Source organism: Mycolicibacterium aubagnense, assembly GCF_010730955.1.
GTDB lineage: Bacteria > Actinomycetota > Actinomycetes > Mycobacteriales > Mycobacteriaceae > Mycobacterium > Mycobacterium aubagnense.
In genome coordinates, this window is the sequence record NZ_AP022577.1 from 112,607 (window position 1) to 132,354 (window position 19,748).

Below are 19,748 nucleotides of genomic sequence, written 5' to 3' on the forward strand. Positions count from 1 at the left end.
GAGCAAAGGAATCGACGCGATGACCACTGCCCACAATATCGATCTGCCCACTGTGCTGGCCGAACGACTCACCACTGCCCATCCCGACGTGCTGCGCGAGCTGCTGGCCACGTTCATCCACACCCTGATGGGCGCCGAAGCCGACGCCCTATGCGGTGCCGGCTACGGCGAACGCTCGGCTGAGCGCACCAATTCCCGCAACGGCTACCGACACCGTCAATTCGACACCCGTGCAGGGACTTTGGATCTTGCGATCCCGAAGCTGCGGCAAGGATCCTACTTCCCGGACTGGCTGCTGGAGCGCCGTAAACGCGCCGAGCGGGCCCTGACCACGGTGGTGGCGACGTGTTACCTGCTTGGTGTCTCGACGCGGCGGATGGACAAGCTGGTCGAGACCCTGGGCATCACGTCGTTGTCGAAGTCGCAGGTGTCGGTGATGGCCAAGGAACTCGACGCCGCCGTGGAGGCGTTCCGGACCCGGCCGCTCGATGCCGGCCCGTATACGTTCGTCGCTGCGGACGCTCTGGTGCTCAAGGTGCGTGAAGCCGGCCGGGTGGTCAACGTGCACGCCCTGATCGCCGTCGGGGTCAACGCCGAGGGCTACCGCGAGATCCTGGGAATCGATGTCACGACCGCTGAGGACGGGGCGGGCTGGTTGACGTTCTGGCGGTCGTTGACCGCCCGCGGCCTGTCCGGGGTCAAACTGGTCACCAGCGACGCCCACGCCGGGCTGGTCGCCGCCATCGGGGCCACCCTGCCCGGAGCGGCGTGGCAGCGCTGCAGAACCCACTACACGACCAACCTGATGTCCGTCACTCCCAAGAGTTCGTGGCCCTGGGTGCGCACCCTGCTGCACTCGGTGTTCGACCAACCTGACGCTGAATCCGTTGCTGCTCAATATGATCGGATCATCGACGCATTGTCCGACAAGCTGCCCAATGTCGCCGATCACCTCGAAGCGGCGCGGCCGGATCTGCTGGCGTTCACCGCGTTCCCCAAGCAGATCTGGCGCCAGATCTGGAGCAACAATCCCCAGGAACGACTCAACAAGGAGATCCGCCGGCGCACCGACGTCGTGGGCATCTTCCCCGACCGCGCGGCCCTGATCCGTCTCGTCGGAGCAGTGCTGGCCGAACAACACGACGAATGGGCCGAGTCGCGGCGCTACCTCGGCCTCGACGTTCTGAGCAAATCACGCACCGTCAACGACACCCCAACCGAACAGGAGGCTACCCCCGCGGCACTGCCCGCCTGACCCAACTACCTCGAAGAATCACACGACGACGTCATACACCACGTCCCTGGACTTGACCCCCTGTGTTCGTCATTGATGGACAGAATCGGGCACTGGCAGTGGGGATGCTGTCACATGGCCCAACAGATACCGAGAATTTTGTGACCTACCTGGAGCCGGTGCTATCGCGACTCAAACTTCGTGCGATCGTCGACGGTGACACACCATGAACCACCGTCGCGAGATCCACGTGCGCCGCACCGCGCTGTTTGACACGGTCGAGCACGCCGCCCTGACCGCGTTGACAGCCGCAATCGACGCCTGCACCGATCGGGTGCGCCGGCAGAGTTCGCGCGCCATGTTCGCCTTGATCACCCTGTCTGGTTCCGGTGATGGAGCACCGGCACGCGGTCAGGCAGGTGCGGTGGTGGCGCTCATCGAAACAGCCATTGAAGCGAACCCGTCCATCGCTCCAATGATGCTGGCGTTCGAGCGCTGGCTGATGCACCCGGTATGGGACACCGCTGAGGAACTCACCACTGCTGCAGGGATTTTTGTATCGAGCGCCTCCGAAGAACTGTGCCGGCGGGCATGGTTGTCGGGCGCCGGCCTGAATGCCGCCGTCGATGCCGTATCCGCTCACGGTTTGCGCGATGCCCCGCCGGAGGCTCTGTCGCTGATCCGCGTCGCGTGCAGCCACGGGATTCCGGTGGTGTGGGTGGCCCAGCGCTGCTGGGTCGTGCGCGACGGTCTGTACCGCCGGATCCGTACAGCGGATCCAGATGCGTGGACGGCCATGGCAGCTGAGTAGGCGACATCCGTGAGGCCGGTTGCTTGATCGTCTCTAAAATAGAGAATATGATTCGATCATGACCGCGACACCACTCAGCGACGGGCGCAAGAGCTTTCTGCATGGGTTGTTCACAACCGCCATTGAGGGCGGGATCAACTACTGGGCACGGGTCGGTGACTACCACTGGGCCTTTCCCGACCAGTCAAGCGACTTCGACGGCTTTTCTGCTGTGCTCGAGTCCACTGAAAACGATTGGGGCGTCGACAGGGTTTTCCAGTCCATGATCCCCGACCCCCTGGCGGCCGGAGTCGTGGTGCTCAATGCCGGATACCTGGCGCCGCTGGCCGACGACCAGCGGCTACGCCTCGATCTCGCGGTAGTGGACCGCGGCGCGCAGCTCTTCGTGCGGTATTGCCGCGGCGAAATCGACTCGAATGGACACGACGTCGAAGAAAGCCAGCGCGTCGACCTACCTGACGGCCACTACTGGCGCCAGTTCGTGGTGGCCGAAGCCACCCATGGCGCCGAAGGCGACTATGACGCCGCGGTAGCGGACAACGTCGTGCAGTTCGGTCTGTTCGGGGAAGTCGTCTACAGCTGAGACCCGAAGCGGAACCTCCCCATGAACACCTACCGAATCCTGACACTTGGCCAGCTGATCGATGCGTTGGCCGCACTCGACGATGCCCCTGTGCGCGGACTCAGCGGATTCATCCACTCACACCGCAGTTGGTACGAGCGCAATGCGACAGATCCCACCAGCCGTGTAGAGAAAGCATCGGTACTGGCTGCGCTGTACCGCAGCGTGGTTGGGACGCAGATGCCTGGCTACAACAGCGGCGAGGTCACGGTTCTTGCCGAGAATCCCATCTACTACGCCGCGTTCGGCGAGAGCGGGCCGTACATCATCGGCATCGAACCCGGCGAAGATGGTGTGCACACGCCAGTGTTGCTCGCAGACGAGTTCGCGGTCTGAACGCCGGCTCACCCCGCCGAGCCGCAGACGTCCCAACCGCGCTGCGGTGTATAGCTTCTCGCGCTATGCCCGATTACTTGATCACGTTCCATGTCAGCGGAGCTGCCGACGAGGCGGATGCTTTGGCGACCTGCGCTGACCGCCTCTCCGACGGCCGCGACTTCTACGTCGAGAAGATGTCGGACTGACCAGCGCTCGTGCTCGAATTTCTTCTGCACCCGGCAGTTCCGCTGGCCTGCCTGGTCATGTGGGTGGTGCTGTTCTGGAGTCGACGCAACGCGCCACCGGTCCTGCCGGAGATGGACCGTGCGCGTGCTCGCCCGGGAGACTTATCGCGGGGCGGCTCCGCTGCCACCAGCAAGACGGAGATGCGCGTACGAAAGGTCATCGAGGACGCCGGCTACCAGACGTACCCACAAGGAACGTTGATGTGTATGGGGCGCGACAGCTCTGGCAAGAACCGGTTCTTCACCCCGGATATCTTGGTGCGACGCCCTTTTGCCGTTGTCGAGGTTGATCCGGAGCGCTGGCACGGAACACCAGAGCGCGTGGCCGAAGACATCATGCGAAACCGGTTCTACGCCGCTCGCGGACTGCGCGTGGTTCGGGTACGCATCGCGGGGACACAGGCGCTCAGTCCCAATGACGTTGTCATCGTGGACAACGACTTCATCGCGGACTTCCACGGCGCCTCGGTTGTTCGCGCACTCGGAAGTGCGCGGCTGCTGCCGCCCAATTTCTGGTCCTCAGTTGGCTAACGCGGATCGCCCAGTTTTCCGCGCCGGTCGAGTAACATTCCTAGCGTCTCATATGGTTGGTGGAACCTAGGTGGGGACAACGAGGCCTCGGCACACCGCCGGGGCCTCGTCCAGTTTCGGGGCCCGTGGCTTGGTTCTGCGAAATTCCGAAATCTGGCGACACGGCGAGTTATCCAGCAGCCTCAGATGGCGCAGCGGGTGCCGACGATCGCGGTGTGGTCCTGGGCTTGAGCGCTTCGTTGATGACTCGAGTGATCTCACGTTGGGGGACCAGCGTCCGCGCTCCGAGTCGCACGGTGCCGATCACGCCTTCGCGCTTCAACTTGAAGAAATGACTTCTTCCGATCCGCAGCGCAACGATCGCTTCCGGAATGGTCAATAGCCGGTCGCTGTCTGTCCACGGTGGTGCGTCGTGGTCCACGCGAGGCCCCCTTGCTGTCTATGAGTCCGTTACGGTCCCGATACTGCCCGTCGGTTCGTCCCTTCGCCCTCAACGGCGCGAGCCCGGGAGGTCTCCCCGCTGTGTCCTGGAAACCCCGAGAGGCGCGACATGGATCGATGCCTGAATACAGCTTGTCACGTCCGCGTCGTCACTCCGCGCACAGATTTCGAGTTGTGCATCACGGCGGTCAAGCCCCGATGTGAAACCAACGATGCGTTTGGCGATCCGCCGTTGCAGTTTCTGCGCGGGCAGCGCGGAAGACGAACCCGCCAAGATTCGGCAACTTTCGCATCGCCCTAGCTGGCGGCGATCATCGGCGAGAGATCGGGCTCCGTGCGCTGTACCGCGCCGGAACTCCTGCACCGCGCCGCTCCGTAGGGCGGCCCATCGAAGCAACGCGGTGCGCCCGCCGCACGGTGCCGCCGCGTCATGTTTCCCGCCGGCCGCCATGTGGTTCGGCGGTCCAACATCGCGCCGAATCTTGGGTGGTCGCCGCTGACGGTCGCGTGTGTCGGATGCTCTTGGAAGCCTCCCCGGGCCCACGCGAAGCCATCCACGCAGCTACGGAGAAGTGTTTGCTGCGTTGGAACTGTTTGTCGCTCGCAGATCGGGCGTAGACGGTGCGTCGCGGCTTCGCCAACTCCCGCCGATCGAACGACCACCTGAGCTCAACGGGCGTTGACTCGCCGGGTGCTGGCCGGCCGGCGAGTGTGACGACTTCGGCAGCGGCTCAGACCTCGCTGAAGGCTCAAATTGCAAACCTAGATCTAGATGAGACATCCTTCTGAAGGAATAAAGTGCGTACTCTCGGGCTCTTTCCATTGGCATTTGGTGGCGTCATTCAGACCGAATCGACTAATTGGAATCGACGCGCCAATCTGGTGTTGCATCAGATTGCACGCCGCATGGGTGTGCGACCCCGATGTGCTCGTGTGAAGGCAGGCGTCTCGACGGCGGGTGTAGGTCCGACCTTCCGCGAGTAGCGGAAGGCAGAGTGACCCACCGATGACCCATTCCGTGCGAACCAGCGTGGAGGCTACGTCGCAATGTCCCTGGTCAGCGAAGTGGGGCGAACTTCGCGAACTGGATGAAGATCAGATCTTCGTTCTCACACGCGGAAGGTCACTGGTTCGATCCCAGTCGGGACCACCACACAAACCCACCCGGTGAAATTCACTCATCGTCGGGCACGGCGATTTCCCATTGCCCGAACAGCTCCAAATCCAGACCGACTGCGAGCTTGACCGACGCGGAATTGTCCGGCTGGCAGCGGTACTGCGGCTCGAAGCCCTGGGTGAGCGCGTAGCGAAACATCGCACGCACCAACGTCTTTGCGTGCCCTCGGCCCCGTGCGGGACTGAGGGTCAGCACGCCGATATCGGCCAACGGGAACTCGTCGTCCCATGGGTACATGCTGCCGATGCTGACCAAGGCGCCGCGTTCGTCGAACGCGCCGAATGCCGCCCAGTGGTCGAGTTCGACATAGGCTCCGTTCCAGTCTTCCTCGGACACAACTGCTTTGAACGAAGCGAAAATGCCGGCGTCGGCGTCGGTGAGTTGACGAACGTTGGTTGATTCGATGTCGCCCAGGATGTCGTCTGCCGCGGTTTCCGTGAGATAAAACACATTGTCGGCACCGTTCAGTGTGACGCCGTAGTTGGCGAACGCTGCCCGGAGGTCAGCCTCTGTTGGATTGTCTAGTGGGGCAATGTCTTTGGCCAACGCCTCGGCGATAGCGGGGGTGACGGCTATCGAGACGCGGTCGTCTTCGGCGGTCCGCAAGACGGCGACGCGTGCGTCGGCGGCGGAGTCGGGATTGACCGTGACCGTCACATGGTCGGTGCGGTGCAGCGGTCTCTCGTCGAACGCTGCGGCCCAATAGTCGGTGACGACCGGAGAGAAATCGGGCACGGAAACTCCCTGAATGGCGTGCGACGCATGGTCTGGACACGTCGCATCTTTCATCGGCCCCACCTGGTCGGCAACGCATTTTCTCGCGCGGCGCTTCCCGGCTGCTACCTTAATGAACATAGTTTTCATTATCGTTAATCGGTTTGGGGGAATGCGTGATGGCAATGCCGGTATGGATGGCGTCTCCGCCGGAGGTGCATTCAGCATTGCTCAGCAGCGGTCCAGGCGCTGGAGCCCTGCTCGCGGCCGCAGCCCACTGGTCTGCGCTCGGCGCGACCTACACGGCGGTTGCCGAGGAGCTGCGCGCGGTCCTGGCCGGAACGCACACGGGGGCGTGGCAGGGGCACAGCGCCGAGACGTACGTGGCGGCACACCTCCCGTACCTGGCGTGGCTCACGCAGAGCGGGCTGGAAAGCAACGCGCGCGCGGTCCAGCACGAGACCATCGCCGGCGCCTACAGCGCAGCGTTGGCGATGATGCCGACCTTGGCCGAGTTGGCGGCCAATCACGCCACGCAAACCGCGCTACTGGCGACAAATTTCTTTGGTATCAACACGATTCCCATCGCGGTCACCGAGGCCGACTACGTCCGCATGTGGGTGCAAGCCGCCACCGCGATGGCGACATATGAAGTCGCATCCGACGTGGCGGTGGGGTCGGCGCCGCATTCCACTCGGGCGCCGTCGATCGTGGCGCACGACGACCATGACCATGATCACGACCATGACCATGACCATGACCACGATCACGACCACGGCCACGGCCACGGTGATCTGGACCCGACCGATCTGGAGTGGTGGTTCGAAGTGGGCGCCGAGATGGGCGAGCACCTCGAATTGCTGTGGAACAACCTGCTGACCGATCCGGCCGCGCTGCTGACCAACCTGCCGATGGTGTTGGCGGACGTCACCTTCCATGCCTCCCAACTGGCTTCGGTGCTCGGTCAGTTCGCACCGGCGCTGATTCAGCCGGCGTTGGGGCTGGCGATCGCCAACCTCGGCTGGGTGGCCGGGTTCGCGGGGCTGGCGGGCATCCACGTTTCTCCGGAAGCCATCGGCGCGGAGCCGTCCGCATCGCAGGAACCGACCGTGCCGGCTGTCGCGGCGGCCCCCACAACCAGCCCCGTGTCGTCGTCGGCAGCCACGGTGTCGGCGTCTGCTCCGGCAAGCGCTCCCGCGCCGACGGCAACCGGCACCGCCGCATCGCCCGCGTCGACACCGCCGCCCATCGGCGACCCGGGCTTCCCGTACGCGGTCGGCGATGGTCCGGGCATGGGCGCGAGTGCGTGGCTGCAGCGGCAGGCGCGCCTTGACACCGGTGCGTCGGTCCGGACTTCTGCGACCGCTCAGGCAGCCTCGGCCGCGACGGCGGCAGCACGGCAGCGGCGCCGTCGCCGCGACCGGAGCAAGCAAGAAGCCGGCGAATACATGGATCTCGACGTCACACCGGAGTGGGAGTCCGGGCCAGATCCGGACGACGCGTCATCCGTCCGGGCATCGAGCAGCGGTGCCGGGCCCATGGGTTTCACCGGAGCCGTATCCAGAGCAGGTGCCACGCCGGCGGGATTGACGGCGTTGGCCGGTGACGATTTCGGCGAGGGGCCGCGGGCGCCCATGATTCCGGGCACCTGGCACCCCGGCGAGAACCGTTAGGCGGACTCGTTCTTCTCGACCTTGTCGGCCGCAGCCAGCGCGTTCAGCTGATTCTGCAGCAGTTGCATCGAGGTGCGCGCATAGATCATCTGACTGGTGATAGCCATCTGGGCCCGACCGCGGCCGAGGAAGGTGACGAACCAGGTGAACAGCGTCGTCGCCCGGTTCTTGTAGCCGACCAGGTAGACCAGGTGCAGCACCAACCACGACAGCCAGGCCAATACGCCGGCGAATTCCAGCTTCCTCTTGGTCAGCGGCACCGGCACCTGCGCAACCGCATCGAACCGCGACACGGTCGCCATGCTGCCCTTATCCCAGTACTTGAAGGGCTCGCGGTTGGCGGGGTCATCCTGGCCCGCCAGGGACCGCTTGATGATGTCAGCGGCGTACGCGGCCCCCTGGATTGCGCCCTGCGCCATACCCGGCACGCCCGGGACCGCCATCAGGTCGCCGATGACGAACACGTTCGGGTGTCCCTTGACGGTGAGGTCGGGCTCCACAATGACGCGGCCGGCGCGGTCGGTCTCGGTACCGTCGGACTGCTCGGCGATGAGTTTGCCCAACGGGCTCGCCTGCACACCCGCCGACCAGACCTTGCACGCGCAGTCGATGCGGCGCTCGGTTCCGTCCTTGTCCTTGACGGTGATGCCCCTGTAGTCGACGTCGCTGACCATGGCGTTGAGCTGGATTTCGACGCCGAGCTTCTCCAGGCGTTTCTGTGCCTTGGCGCCGAGCTTGGGGCCCATGGGTGGCAGCACGGCGGGGGCGGCGTCCAGCAGGATCACGCGGCAGTCCTGCGGCTCGATGCTGCGGAACGCCCCTGCCAGGGTGCGCTCGGCGAGTTCGGCGATCTGCCCGGCCAGTTCGACGCCGGTCGGCCCGGCGCCGACGACGACGAACGTCAGCCGGCGTTCACGTTCGACGGGGTCGGTGACCACCTCGGCAGCCTCGAAAGCCCCCAGAATGCGGCCGCGCAGCTCGAGGGCGTCGTCGATGGTCTTCATGCCCGGCGCGAACGTCGCGAAGTGGTCGTTGCCGAAGTACGACTGCTGAGCGCCGGCGGCCACGATCAGGCTGTCGAACGGCGTGACGGTCTCCTGCGACATGAGTTTGGAGGTGACGGTTCCCGCCTTCAGGTCGATGTGTTCGACCTCGCCGAGGCGGACCGTGACGTTCTTCTGTTTGCGCAGGACCAGGCGGGTCGTCGGAGCGATCTCGCCCTCCGACAGGATGCCGGTCGCGACTTGGTAGAGCAGCGGCTGGAACAGGTGAGTTGTAGTGCGCGAGATCAGGGTGATGTCGACGTCAGCGCGCTTGAGGGCCTTGGCGGCCTGGAGGCCACCAAAACCTGATCCGATGACGACGACGCGGTGACGCTGGGACGCGATGGTCATGTTGCTCCTTCGGGCACACCGTGAGGACCGAACGACAGGGCAAACATACTGGGAGTTGTCCAACTATGGGCGGCAACCGAGTGCGGCATCCATGTGACGCGGGCGCTGCTGACCGATGCCGACACCATGGCCGAGGCCGCGTCCGGCAGTTGCGGGCGTCCGACCGGCGGCATCGCACCCTCCTGGTAGCGGTTGGCTGGTTATGGACAAACCACCTGTCGCGTCGGCGTCGTAGCACCGGTTAGGGGCCGGGCAGCTCGATTCCCATCTGCTGCAGGGCTTTTCGCATGGAGCTGTCGCCGCGGTCAAGATAGCCGCTCAACTGGTCGAGCGCAGCGTCCGCAGTACCCGGTGTCATCATCGTGCAGACGCGGGCGAACGAGCGGAAGTTGTCGATGCTGTCCTGCAACGACGAATTCACGTTGTCGTCAGGGGTCGGCAGATGCTTGCCGAGATCGTCCAGCGTGCCTTGCAGCTGTGTGCAATCTCGCGACATGGTGACGAAGTCGTGCGCGGTCATCGCCTCGCCGACGGTGCCGAGCGTGCCGCCCAGGCTGGACACCGAATCCGTGATGGGGCGTTGCCATTTGAGCTCCGCAGGCGCCCCGGCCTGTCCCGAAACCGTCTGCGTGCAGGCACTGAGCAGCACACCTGCCACTGCCAGTGCCGCCACTCGACGCATATGGCCAGCGTAGGCGACGTGGCGGTCGCATGAGAGCCTGGCCGCATGAGGCGCACAGTGATTCGCGGCGCGTCGGCGCTGGTCGTCGTACTGGCTGCGGCGTGCAGCTCGCCGCCGGCTGAGTCGCCGGGCCAGGCACTGAAGGTGTGCAGCACCGGCGATTACCGGCCGTTCACCTACCGAGACGCCGACGGTCACTGGAGTGGCATGGACATCGATCTGGTCCGAGATTTCGCTCGGGATACTGGTGCTGATCTACACCTGGTGCCGACCACCTGGCCGACGCTCATGGCCGACCTGGGGCAGAAATGCGACCTGGCGGTCGGCGGCATCACCGTGACCGCCGACCGCGCGGCCAAGGCGTTGTTCTCCGACCCGTATCTGCGCGACGGTAAGGCTGCCGCCGTGCGGTGTGCCGACGCCGCGAAGTACCGGTCGCTGGCCGACATCGACCGCGGGGGAGTCCGGGTTGTGGTCAACCCCGGTGGCACCAACGAACAGTTCGACCGAGCCAACCTGCACCACGCGACCATCGTCGGATATCCCGACAACAACACCATTTTCGATCAGGTCATCGCGGGCAAGGCCGACGTCATGATCACCGATGGCAGCGAAATCCGTTGGCAGGTCACGCAACATCCGCAATTGTGTGGGGTGTCGACCGACCGGCCCTTCACCGACGGCCAGAAGGCCTACCTGATGCCCAAGGGCGCGACGGCGCTGCAGGCGCGAATCAACCAGTGGCTCAGCACCATTCAAGGCAGTGGCGAATACGCAGCCGTCAGCCGTAAGTGGCTGGGCGCCGACCTCGGACCGAGGTGACGGCTACCGCAGCGCGCCGTTGATCACCGGCTTGTCGATGACGCCCATCTCCACGCCTCTTTTGGTGGCGATCACTCGTGCGCACCTGTGCCACATCGATTCGGCAGCGGCATGAGCGCTGAACTTGGCTGCCGTTCTGGCGATCTCGGTTGTCCAGTCAGGCCACGAGGGCGGCCACGGCCTGTAACTGTCGCAGGGCAAATGCACGGGCGCGGCCTCCCTCGGGTACGTGCACGCCGGCGACCACGCCGGAGATGCCGGGGGTGCTGATGGCCTCGACGGCGCAGCGCTGCCGACGCGAGCATCCACGACATAGCGCTTTGATTTCGGCGTCGTCGCCGGCGGTGGCCCACCGGTCCGGGTCGGACACGCAAGGCGTCGTCGACGGACCTGCGGGCCTCTGCAGTGCGACAGTCATGTTCGCCCCTCACAATGTGTAAGCATTTCGATAGCGGCACCAGTGATTTGCCAAGGATGGACTGCGGCAGCGCGATAATGATGTGGACTCATGTGGTTCCCCCGGAACCGCGCAGTGGCAAATAGCTTGACGGCCTTCAGGTGAGGTGGTCTTTGAAGAATGCGAAAATCCGACTCCAGGAATCCTCTGCCTCCAGCTCCGAAAACTCCATCCGCGCAATGGTTTCCACGGGTCTGAGCGCGATTGGTAGCCCAAAATCATTCATGAATGCATGGCCGACCTGCGGATATTCTTTGACGTCGTGTGGTACGCCGGCACGCGTCAACACGGCTTCCAGTTGCTGGGCCGCACCGGTTTTGACAATAAGGTCCTTGGCGCCGTAGCTGGCGACTATCGGGCAGGACTGTTCCAGCGCCTCGATGTCGTCTGGCGCCAGGCCATACATCGCCGCGACCGCCGAGTAGCCTCCGCGCGAGGCGACGACGAGTGCGAAGCCCCCTCCCATACAAAAGCCCGCGATGCCGACCTTGCCGCTGCAGCGCTGATCGGCAAGCAGATATGCGCGGGCGGCCTCGATGTCGTCGTAGGCCGGGCCTGTGCCGGTGAAGTGGGAGCGGATTGTCTTTGCGACGCATGTGACCTTGGGGCTGTGCCCGCCGTACAGGTCGGGTGCCAGCACCAGGTGTCCGTCGGCGGCGAACCTGTCGGCGCTACTCCGGATGTCGGCGGTCAGCCCGCGCACGTCCTGGATGACGACCACGGCGGGCCAGGGCCCGGAGCTCTCGGGGACCGCGAGGTATCCGGGGATCGGGCCGCTGGGCGTTGGGAAAGTGATCAAGGGCATGCGACGTCCGTTTGCTGTGTCGTGGGGCCTGTGGCCGCCGGGCCGGTATGCACATTGCGGGCCCTACTGGTTGATTGCAGCAGCGGTACCTCTCCGCTTGTCCTGTTCGCCGTTCCGACTTTTGGTTTGCCCATGTTTCGCAACTCCCCGTACCGATATGGCTATATCGCGAGACAAGTTTTTGATATCGGTTTCCGATATGCGCGAATCGTGGCACGAGTTTTGTGTATTGTCTACTCGCATGGAGACCGTGTTCACACGTCGACGCGAACCGGCCAAACCCACCAGCCGCGACATGATTGTCGAGGCCGCACTAACTGTGTTCGCCGAACGCGGCATCCGGGCTTCTACGCTGAAAGACGTCGCCCATGCCGCCGGTGTCAGCGTCGGCCGGGTTCAGCACCACTTCAAGACAAAAGACGAACTCGTCGCCGCCGTCGACGACCACGCGATCGACGTCCTGGCCGCCAAAATTCAGAATCCCGACGCGCCACCAGTCGAAGCGCTCATGGCCATGGGCCGCAAGTTCGCCGACGTTCTTATCGAAACGCCGCACGTGCTGGAGTACATCTGCCAGCAAATGATCGAGCCGTCCGAGGTCGGCAAGACCATCTTCGACGGCATTTATCAGATCAGTGAGGCCCAGCGCGTCCAGTTCACCGAACGGGGCCAGACGCGCGAAGACCTCGATCCCGTCTGGGGCTCCCTCCTGCCGCTCATCCTGCGTGCGGGCACTATCGCGCTGCGCCACCACATCGAGCGCTACATTCCCGGTCAGTTTCTTGATTCCGACCAGATTCGCCGTTGGGATGAGGCGGTAACCGCACTGATCCGGCATGGACAGCTCCGCCCCGACGCGTAAGGCTGCTTTCGTCGACGCGAGCCTTCCGCAACGGGTAGAGCCGGCCGGCATACGAGGGGTTGTCGGCCGGCTCACCTCAGTCCACGCGGTCGAGAGGGCTTACGCGCCGGGAAGGTAGAACGCGTCCACATCCCGGAAAACGTCCGCGCGGTGCGATCGCCGCACTGCTTGATCGCCGCCAAGACCACCCCCACGAAGCCCGCGAAAGCGCGGACGATCGCTCAGCGCAACTTTATTCTCGCTCGAATGGGCCCACCAGCAACGAGCGTGAACGGCGCAGCCATCGGAAATTCCGCGTCCACAGAATCGATTTCAGCGTGACGCACGATCGTCGCCAGCGCCAACGTAGCCTCGAGCATCGCGAAATGATCCCCAATGCAACCGCGCGGGCCACCCCCGAACGGGACGTACTGCCACCGGTTACGACCCTGGCTGTTCTCCTCGCTGAATCGATCCGGGTCAAACACCAGCGGCCTGTCCCACAGGCTCGGGTCGCGGTGCACCGACATGCGACCGATGACGATCATCGTTCCGGCCGGGATTCGATACCCCGCGACGGCCACGTCGCGGGTCGCCATCCGCGATCCGGTCGCCCCAGGCGGGCACAACCGCATCGACTCTTTGAGCACCTGAATCGTGTACCCCAGTCGCGGAACATCGTCGGGGGTGAGTTCGCGCTCGCCGAATTGCGTGACCTCTTGAAGTACTCGGTCTTGAATGTCGCGGTTACGCCCCAAAGCCCACAACGAGTACGCGATTGTGGTAGCAGTCGTGTCCTGGCCGGCGAACATGAAAATCAGCAACTCATTGGCAATGTCCAAGTCCGACAGCGGCTTACCGGTTTCGGGGTCCTTCGCCGCGATCAGCTGCTGGACCAGTGGCGCATCCAGCTCCGGGTTGTCGCGACAGGTCCCCACTACATTTAGCGCGAAACCGCGGATCGTCGCCGCGGCCTTCAATGCATGTCGCCGGGCTCGGGTGGGTACCCAGCGAGGCAGGCTGAAAGGGCTGATCGCCCGGGATACCGCGTAGGTCACCGCTATGCGCATCGGCGCGTCGACCAAATCAGCATGGTCGGCCAGGTCGAGTCCGAACACACTCCGACCCAGCGCGCGCATCGTGATGCGGCGCGCCGCAGTATCCAAGTCGATCTCAGCGCCGTCTTCCCAAGTGCCGCAGACCGATTGGGCGGCCTCGGACATGTGGCCGCCGAATTCGGCGACCGAATGCTTGGCGAACACCGGCTGGATCGTGCGTCGGCGCGGCTTCCACTGCTCATGGTTGACGACGAACAGGTTGGCGCCGAGGATGCGCTCCAGCTCCTGGCTCACGTCGCTGGTCTTGTCGATCGATCCGTCATGGCAGGTCACGGTGTCCCGGATCCCGTGTGGTGAGGTGACCACGACCAACGGGGGCATCAGCCACTTCGGCGCCAACGTGAAACGCGTGACTGGGCCGCCGGCATCGCGCAAGACGTCGGTGCCGGTATGGAAGCTGCGACACGCCGCAAGCCGTTCTCTACGTGGCAGTGGGTTGACCGGAGGTAACGGCAGCGACGAGACGTCCACGTGCGATTGGTCGCTCATTTCTAGCTAATCTTGACGCTAACGTCAATCGGGATTGGCATTGTCGCAACGCGCATATTCATTCTCCCTCGCTACGTCCATATTTCCATTTGCGGACGTTATCAGGCTCGACGGTGGATATCCACCTATGTAATAGTGAATGAATGCCGAGCCAGCATCAACTGCCCGCCGGCATTTACCGTGCCGACGAGGCACTGCGTAAACGTGCGATTGAAGCTGCAGCACAAGTGGATTCGTGCTTGAACGCCCACATCAACGGGTTTCTGCTATGGCTGGTCGGCGATGCCGACGAACTGCCGCCCCGGCCCACTCCGTACCGCATCGACGGCCCAAATAGCCCTGAAGGCATTTGCACAGAATTGAGAGCCGATAATGCATCCATCTGACGCTAACGAATATCGCCCGCAAATTCTCGATCCCACCGATTCGGCGGACACGATCACCCTCGATCGACTCCGATCCGACTCCCATATCCAGGTCCTCGACCACCACAGCACCGAACTGGAAAACCTCCGTCGGCTGCGCCCCGAACCCGCTGCGGCGCTCCTGGACGAGCCGGGTCGTTGGGCCTGGTACCCCTGGCGGCGGACCCTCGTCTCGATCCTTGGCCCGAACAGCTTCCGGGCCCTACGTCTGGACCGCAATCGCAACGGCATCACCATTGAAGAACAGACTCGCCTGGCGGAACTCACCGTCGGGGTTGCCGGCCTGAGCGTCGGCCACGTCATCGCGCATACCCTGGCAACCCAAGGTCTCTGCGGGCGCCTGCGGTTGGCTGATTTCGACCGGATTGAGCTGTCCAACCTCAATCGGATTCCGGCCACCGTGTTCGACCTGGGCCTGAACAAGGCCGTCGCAGCAGCTCGCCGGATCGCCGAACTCGACCCCTACCTACCGGTGGAGGTGTTCCACGCGGGCCTGACTGCCGATAGCGTCGACGACTTCCTCGATGGACTGAATGTCCTTGTCGAGGAGTGCGATTCGCTCGACATCAAAGCCATCGTGCGGGTCGCGGCCAAGCACCGGCGGATCCCGGTGCTCATGGCCACCAGCGACCGCGGCATCGTCGACGTCGAACGGTTCGATGACGAACCTGGCCGCCCAATCTTGCACGGCCTCCTGGGCCCGCTCGATATCGGCCTCCTGCCCGGGATGAGCAGCAAGGAGAAGATTCCGCACATCCTGCGCCACTTGGAAGCCGAGAAGCTCTCGCCGCGCACCGCGGCGTCGTTGATCGAACTGGACCGGACTCTGGCCACCTGGCCGCAGGTGGCCTCCGAGGTCATCATCGGAGCTTCCGCAGTTGCCGAGGCTGTCCGGCGCATCGGGCTCGGCGAGGAGCTGCGGTCCGGCCGAGGCCGCATAGACATCGGCTGGTCCCTCGACCACCTTGCCGAACCAGCCATGGCCGCGCCGAGACCCACGACACCGCCGCAACAGCCGTTGGTTCCCACCAGCGTCACCGGCCTGGTGACGGTCGCTGCGATGCGCGCCCCGTCGGGCGGCAATATCCAGCCGTGGCTGATCGAGGCCGGTGACGACGAGATCGTGATCAGCCTTGCGCCGCAATACAGCCCGACCATCGACGTCGCGTTCCGGGGGAGCGCCGTTGCCGTCGGTGCCGCCGTTTTCAACGCCCGCGTCGCTGCCGCCCACCATGGGGTGCTCGGCCCAGTCACCTTCGACGAGAACCCCAGCGGGTCATGGTCACCGCTGAAAGCGACGCTCTGGTACGGCAAGGGCAGCTCCGAGGAGCTCGCCGATCTGTACGAGCCAGTGCTCAGGCGTGAGACGAACCGTGACAAAGGCACCGCTACGCCGCTCACCGACAGCGTCGCCGCGGCGCTGACTGCGGCCGCTGAACGCGAAGGTGGGCACATACGCCTCATCGCCTCTTCCAGCGATATGGCCTCTGCAGCGGCAATTTTGGGCGCGTCGGACCGGATTCGGTTCCTGACCCCGCACCTGCACCAGGAGATGATCACCGAGCTGCGCTGGCCCGGCGATCCCGACCCGGACGCCGGGATCGACGTGCACAGCCTCGGCTTCGATGACGGCGGCCTGGTCATGCTCGACCTGCTGCGCCGCCCCGAAGTCATGGCCCAGCTGGCCGACTGGAATGCCGGCGAAGCCCTCGGCGACGATATGCGCAGCCGCATCACCGCCAGCTCAGCGCTCGCCATCGTCACCACCACTGGCAGCACTCTGCGAGACTATGCAACCGGAGGATCGGCCGCCGAGTCGGTGTGGGTGCATGCCCAGCAACTCGGCCTGGCCGTGCAACCTATTTCTCCTGTCTGGCTCTACGCCCACGACATTGCTGACCTCGAGAAGCTCTCCACCCGGTTCGCCGATCAACTCGGCCAATTGCAGCGCGAATTCATCGAGCTCACCCGCCTCGGTGCGGACGAAAGCATCGCGCTCATATTGCGGCTCGCCGCGGCCGCGCCAACTGCGATAGCCAGCCGGCGCAGCGCTGACAGGATCCGGCTACACCAGTAGCCGGTAAGTTACGACGCACTGCCCCCGAGCCTAAGTTCCGATACCGCGTTCGACTCCCGCAGAATGCTGCTAGTGAAATAGTTTGGGCCCCGTGGCACTTGGATTTCTACATAGTCGTCGCTCCGGCGCGAACAAGCCGTCACGGGTCGACCTGGCCCACTAGTGCAACCCCTCCGCGGACATCCAACTACCCTGGTCGCCATGAGCGAAGTGATGGACTGGGATGCCGCATATCGCCATGAAATTTTCATGGGTCCTCCGCCGTGGAACATCGGTGCTCCCCAGCCGGAAATTCTCGCTCTCATTGAGGCCGGGGAGGTCACCGGTCCCGTTCTCGACGCCGGGTGTGGTGTCGGCGATGTCGCTCTGGCTTTGGCTGACCGCGGTTATGACGTCATCGGCATCGACCTGTCGACGGTCGCGGTCAGTGAAGCTGCGGCTGCGGCATCCGAGCGAGGTCTGACCACCGCCCACTTCCGCCAAGGAGACCTGCGCCATCTTGGAGAGTTCGGGCTGACCGAGAAGTTCAACACCATCATCGACTGCACCCTGTTCCATTCGTTGCCGATCGATGCACGCGATGATTACTTACGTGGCATCCACGAGGCCGCCGCTGATGGCGCTGCGCTCTTCCTGCTCGTGTTCACCAAGGACGCCTTGCCAGCCGATTCCCCCTGCCCGATCCCAAACCAGGTAACCGAAGCCGAAGTCCGCGACGCCGTCGCTAAGCACTGGTCCGAGGTAACAACGCAGCCGTCGTTCGTGGCCGTCAAACTCCCCGACATCCCCGGGTTGCCGCCTCACAACTTCCCGATCGACGAGGCCGGCCGCGTTCATTTACCGGCCCTGCTGCTTACTGCTCGGAAGGTCTGATCGGCGCACGCAGTCTTTCACGCAGCGGGGGCACGCAGTTTCGGCGCCTTCAGGAGTGCTTCCATGCCGTTCGCGTCAACCGGACCTGACACCAGAAGTCCTTGTGCGCGGCGGTAACCCATTGTCACGAGCCGTTCTGCTGCGGACTCGGTCTCCAGCCCGTCAGCGGTCAGTTCGAGGCCAAAGGCGTCGGCCAGGGCAGCGATCGACTGCACGAACAACGCGTTCTCACCGTCGTGATCGAGCGTCTGGACAAAGGCGCGGCCGACTTTCAGCGAATCGATCGGCAGTTCTTTCAAACTGGGCAGGAAGCTGTATCCGGTGCCGAAGTTGTCCAACGCCAGCTGCACGCCGATGTCCTTGAGTGCCAGCAGAATTTGGCCACAGCGTTGGGCCTCAGCAACCAGCAGGTCTTCTGGCAGTTCCAAACACAGCGAGGCCGCCGGAACGTTGAAGTGGGCTAGCGTCGCTGTCAGGTGTTCGGTAAACCCGTCGGTCACAACCTGAGCAGGGGACAGCTTCACCCGGAGCATCACATCCTGCGCTAACCCTTCGATTCGCCAGCGCTGGTATTGCTCACAGGCCAGCCGCATGACTTCGCGGCCTACGGCGCCGCCGAAATTGGTGGCCTCGGCGACCGGCATGAACTCCTCGCGGCGCAGAAGTCCGCGGGTGGGGTGGTTCCACCGGACCACTGCCTCCATCGCCGCGAGTTGCCCACTGCGGAGGTCGACCTCGGGAACGTAATGCAGGTATAGCCCACCGTTCTCAATACAGTCCTGGAGGTGCACTTCAATGTCGGTCTGCAGCGAATATTGCGCTGCCAGCTCGTCGCTGAACGCGATGACGGTGTTGCCGCCGGCGGTCTTGGCGGCAGTCAGCGCGTGCTCGGCATACCTGAGCAGGTCCGACACGGAGTCGGTACCGGGAGTCCCTACAGCAACGCCGATACTCACCCGATGTCGGATATAGGAGGAGCCAAGCATTAGCCGCGCCGACAACGTCTCCCGCAGCTGTTCGGCGTATTCGTAGGCATCTGCGAGTGTGGTGGGTTCGTTGAGCACCGCGACGATCTCGTCGCCACCGAGGCGAGCCAGAAAGGCCGCGTCAGCGGCGTGTTCGTGCAACCGGTGCGTGAGTTCAACGAGAACCTGGTCGCCGGTCTCGTGACCGAGCAGGTCGTTGACCGCTTTGAGTTGATCGGGGTCGATGTAAAGCGCCGCGACGGGGGCCGGTTGACCTGTCGCAAGCCGGTATTCGAGGTGGTCGAGGAGACTTCGGCGATTGCGCAAGCCCGTCAGATCATCATGCTCGGCGAGGTGCCTAACGGATGCTTGTGCTTCCACTCGCGCTTTGAGGTGAGAGAACATGGTCGCGATGACTTTCAGCGCCGTGATCTCGTCATCCGTCCACGCAAGGTCGCCATACTTGATGAAACCCAGTGTGCCCGTTGTGATGAAGCCTGCGGATCCATCGGTCTTGTCGGTGACGTTCATCGGCACTGCGGCCATCGAGACAAGGGGGACAGTTGTGCCTTCTTCGATGCGCTGCTGGAATTCGTCCGGCTCGGCCGCCGGCCGCAGGATCACAGGTTCTTTGACGTGCTCGGCCATCGCGAAGACCGGATCGGCGTCCTTGAAGTAAACGGTTCCGATCGGGTCAGGGTCCGGGATGTAAGTCCTGACCGGCCATTGCGCGATCAGGATCGTCGCGCCAATCGCGTGATCGTTGTGCCGGAGAAATGCCACGTCCAGCTCGAAATGTGCTGCCACGTCGGCCAGGGCCTGCTCGCTGGCCGGGACGTAGTTGCCCTCGTCGGCGGCCATCAGGGTATGGGCGACCCTCTCGACAAGCTCGTTGAGGGCACTCAGCACTTCCTTACGGTAACCAACGATCGGGCAGCTGGTGCACTTGTCTTGATGTTGGGTCATGCTCGAGCCGCGGCAGCTGTCCCCGAATATCACCGCCGCCAACCTCGGCGAGCTGATTTCGGACCGAG

The 19,748-nt window shown here is 64.0% G+C and carries 19 protein-coding genes; 12 read left to right on the top strand and 7 right to left on the bottom strand.

The genetic code is table 11. From position 1 onward, the window contains the following. Positions 1 to 19 precede the first annotated feature (19 nt). The 6 genes from G6N59_RS00785 to G6N59_RS00805 all read left to right on the top strand — a co-directional run bounded on the left by G6N59_RS00785 (position 20) and on the right by G6N59_RS00805 (position 3,761). Positions 20 to 1,255 (top strand): IS256 family transposase, encoded by a 1,236-nt coding sequence (locus G6N59_RS00785; RefSeq protein ID WP_041799755.1) that lies wholly within the window; start codon positions 20 to 22, stop codon positions 1,253 to 1,255. 229 nt (positions 1,256 to 1,484) lie between these two features. Next, on the top strand, positions 1,485 to 2,045 hold the full coding sequence (locus G6N59_RS00790; protein ID WP_138233336.1) for a hypothetical protein: 561 nt from the start codon (positions 1,485 to 1,487) through the stop codon (positions 2,043 to 2,045). Between the two features lie 58 nt (positions 2,046 to 2,103). After that, positions 2,104 to 2,628: a hypothetical protein gene (locus G6N59_RS00795; RefSeq protein WP_138233337.1), complete on the top strand. Its 525-nt coding sequence runs from the start codon at positions 2,104 to 2,106 to the stop codon at positions 2,626 to 2,628. Between the two features lie 21 nt (positions 2,629 to 2,649). Then, positions 2,650 to 3,003: a hypothetical protein gene (locus G6N59_RS00800; protein ID WP_138233338.1), complete on the top strand. Its 354-nt coding sequence runs from the start codon at positions 2,650 to 2,652 to the stop codon at positions 3,001 to 3,003. A gap of 65 nt (positions 3,004 to 3,068) precedes the next feature. Next, positions 3,069 to 3,191, top strand: a complete 123-nt coding sequence (locus tag G6N59_RS31475; protein WP_268815836.1) for a hypothetical protein — start codon at positions 3,069 to 3,071, stop codon at positions 3,189 to 3,191. 9 nt (positions 3,192 to 3,200) lie between these two features. After that, positions 3,201 to 3,761, top strand: coding sequence for a putative endonuclease domain-containing protein (locus G6N59_RS00805; protein ID WP_138233339.1), 561 nt, complete (start codon positions 3,201 to 3,203; stop codon positions 3,759 to 3,761). Between the two features lie 1,615 nt (positions 3,762 to 5,376). On the opposite strand, the gene G6N59_RS00810 is transcribed toward G6N59_RS00805, so the two are convergent. Beyond that, positions 5,377 to 6,114: a GNAT family N-acetyltransferase gene (locus tag G6N59_RS00810; protein WP_138233341.1), complete on the bottom strand. Its 738-nt coding sequence runs from the start codon at positions 6,112 to 6,114 to the stop codon at positions 5,377 to 5,379. Positions 6,115 to 6,269: 155 nt separating this feature from the next. Between G6N59_RS00810 and G6N59_RS00815 the strand changes: the two genes are divergently transcribed. After that, positions 6,270 to 7,766, top strand: coding sequence for a PPE family protein (locus G6N59_RS00815; RefSeq protein WP_163910798.1), 1,497 nt, complete (start codon positions 6,270 to 6,272; stop codon positions 7,764 to 7,766). Here G6N59_RS00815 and G6N59_RS00820 read toward each other — a convergent pair. Both G6N59_RS00820 and G6N59_RS00825 read right to left on the bottom strand, forming a co-directional pair. Further along, a complete protein-coding gene (locus G6N59_RS00820; protein WP_138233342.1) occupies positions 7,763 to 9,160 on the bottom strand; it encodes a type II NADH:quinone oxidoreductase NdhA in 1,398 nt (465 codons plus the stop codon). The two genes, G6N59_RS00815 and G6N59_RS00820, sit on opposite strands and share 4 nt — an antisense overlap. 241 nt (positions 9,161 to 9,401) lie before the next feature. Beyond that, positions 9,402 to 9,842, bottom strand: coding sequence for a hypothetical protein (locus G6N59_RS00825; RefSeq protein ID WP_138233343.1), 441 nt, complete (start codon positions 9,840 to 9,842; stop codon positions 9,402 to 9,404). A 45-nt stretch (positions 9,843 to 9,887) separates the two neighbouring features. Here G6N59_RS00825 and G6N59_RS00830 point away from each other — a divergent pair, with 45 nt between their 5' ends. Next, complete coding sequence (locus tag G6N59_RS00830) at positions 9,888 to 10,664, top strand: transporter substrate-binding domain-containing protein (protein WP_138233344.1); 777 nt, start codon at positions 9,888 to 9,890, stop codon at positions 10,662 to 10,664. A gap of 157 nt (positions 10,665 to 10,821) precedes the next feature. Here G6N59_RS00830 and G6N59_RS00835 read toward each other — a convergent pair whose 3' ends face one another. Together G6N59_RS00835 and G6N59_RS00840 are read right to left on the bottom strand one after the other, a co-directional pair. Continuing rightward, the gene (locus G6N59_RS00835) at positions 10,822 to 11,082 is read right to left on the bottom strand and encodes a transcription factor WhiB (RefSeq protein WP_138233345.1); all 261 of its coding nucleotides are present in this window, start codon (positions 11,080 to 11,082) and stop codon (positions 10,822 to 10,824) included. Positions 11,083 to 11,218: 136 nt separating this feature from the next. Continuing rightward, on the bottom strand, positions 11,219 to 11,926 hold the full coding sequence (locus G6N59_RS00840; protein ID WP_138233346.1) for a dienelactone hydrolase family protein: 708 nt from the start codon (positions 11,924 to 11,926) through the stop codon (positions 11,219 to 11,221). Between the two features lie 241 nt (positions 11,927 to 12,167). On the opposite strand from G6N59_RS00840, the gene G6N59_RS00845 reads away from it, so the two are divergent. Next, on the top strand, positions 12,168 to 12,788 hold the full coding sequence (locus G6N59_RS00845) for a TetR/AcrR family transcriptional regulator (RefSeq protein ID WP_163910801.1): 621 nt from the start codon (positions 12,168 to 12,170) through the stop codon (positions 12,786 to 12,788). Positions 12,789 to 13,009: 221 nt separating this feature from the next. Here the strand turns inward: G6N59_RS00845 and G6N59_RS00850 are convergent, their stop codons facing one another. Then, positions 13,010 to 14,374 carry a cytochrome P450 gene (locus tag G6N59_RS00850; RefSeq protein ID WP_138233348.1) on the bottom strand — a complete coding sequence of 455 codons (1,365 nt, stop codon included), beginning with the start codon at positions 14,372 to 14,374 and terminating at the stop codon, positions 13,010 to 13,012. A gap of 143 nt (positions 14,375 to 14,517) precedes the next feature. Between G6N59_RS00850 and G6N59_RS00855 the strand changes: the two genes are divergently transcribed. The 3 genes from G6N59_RS00855 (at position 14,518) to G6N59_RS00865 (ending at position 17,749) form a co-directional block, all read left to right on the top strand. Then, positions 14,518 to 14,760, top strand: a complete 243-nt coding sequence (locus G6N59_RS00855) for a hypothetical protein (RefSeq protein WP_138233349.1) — start codon at positions 14,518 to 14,520, stop codon at positions 14,758 to 14,760. Beyond that, positions 14,747 to 16,876, top strand: coding sequence for an Rv1355c family protein (locus G6N59_RS00860; RefSeq protein WP_138233350.1), 2,130 nt, complete (start codon positions 14,747 to 14,749; stop codon positions 16,874 to 16,876). The genes G6N59_RS00855 and G6N59_RS00860 overlap by 14 nt, the downstream gene beginning before the upstream one ends. A 201-nt stretch (positions 16,877 to 17,077) precedes the next feature. Next, positions 17,078 to 17,749 carry a class I SAM-dependent methyltransferase gene (locus tag G6N59_RS00865; RefSeq protein ID WP_407665793.1) on the top strand — a complete coding sequence of 224 codons (672 nt, stop codon included), beginning with the start codon at positions 17,078 to 17,080 and terminating at the stop codon, positions 17,747 to 17,749. 17 nt (positions 17,750 to 17,766) lie between these two features. Here the strand turns inward: G6N59_RS00865 and G6N59_RS00870 are convergent, their stop codons facing one another. Then, complete coding sequence (locus G6N59_RS00870; RefSeq protein ID WP_138233351.1) at positions 17,767 to 19,623, bottom strand: putative bifunctional diguanylate cyclase/phosphodiesterase; 1,857 nt, start codon at positions 19,621 to 19,623, stop codon at positions 17,767 to 17,769. Positions 19,624 to 19,748: the final 125 nt, after the last annotated feature.

What these genes read in the sequence shown, in the direction of transcription:
- G6N59_RS00795 (WP_138233337.1), top strand. Translation starts at nt 2,104, where the DNA reads ATGACCGCGACACCACTCAGCGACGGGCGCAAGAGCTTTCTGCATGGG.
- G6N59_RS00835 (WP_138233345.1), bottom strand. Translation starts at nt 11,082, where the DNA reads ATGACTGTCGCACTGCAGAGGCCCGCAGGTCCGTCGACGACGCCTTGC.
- G6N59_RS00855 (WP_138233349.1), top strand. Translation starts at nt 14,518, where the DNA reads ATGCCGAGCCAGCATCAACTGCCCGCCGGCATTTACCGTGCCGACGAG.
- G6N59_RS00850 (WP_138233348.1), bottom strand. Translation starts at nt 14,374, where the DNA reads ATGAGCGACCAATCGCACGTGGACGTCTCGTCGCTGCCGTTACCTCCG.
- G6N59_RS00800 (WP_138233338.1), top strand. Translation starts at nt 2,650, where the DNA reads ATGAACACCTACCGAATCCTGACACTTGGCCAGCTGATCGATGCGTTG.
- G6N59_RS00860 (WP_138233350.1), top strand. Translation starts at nt 14,747, where the DNA reads ATGCATCCATCTGACGCTAACGAATATCGCCCGCAAATTCTCGATCCC.
- G6N59_RS00785 (WP_041799755.1), top strand. Translation starts at nt 20, where the DNA reads ATGACCACTGCCCACAATATCGATCTGCCCACTGTGCTGGCCGAACGA.
- G6N59_RS00830 (WP_138233344.1), top strand. Translation starts at nt 9,888, where the DNA reads ATGAGGCGCACAGTGATTCGCGGCGCGTCGGCGCTGGTCGTCGTACTG.
- G6N59_RS00825 (WP_138233343.1), bottom strand. Translation starts at nt 9,842, where the DNA reads ATGCGTCGAGTGGCGGCACTGGCAGTGGCAGGTGTGCTGCTCAGTGCC.
- G6N59_RS00820 (WP_138233342.1), bottom strand. Translation starts at nt 9,160, where the DNA reads ATGACCATCGCGTCCCAGCGTCACCGCGTCGTCGTCATCGGATCAGGT.
- G6N59_RS31475 (WP_268815836.1), top strand. Translation starts at nt 3,069, where the DNA reads ATGCCCGATTACTTGATCACGTTCCATGTCAGCGGAGCTGCCGACGAG.
- G6N59_RS00840 (WP_138233346.1), bottom strand. Translation starts at nt 11,926, where the DNA reads ATGCCCTTGATCACTTTCCCAACGCCCAGCGGCCCGATCCCCGGATAC.
- G6N59_RS00865 (WP_407665793.1), top strand. Translation starts at nt 17,078, where the DNA reads ATGAGCGAAGTGATGGACTGGGATGCCGCATATCGCCATGAAATTTTC.
- G6N59_RS00845 (WP_163910801.1), top strand. Translation starts at nt 12,168, where the DNA reads ATGGAGACCGTGTTCACACGTCGACGCGAACCGGCCAAACCCACCAGC.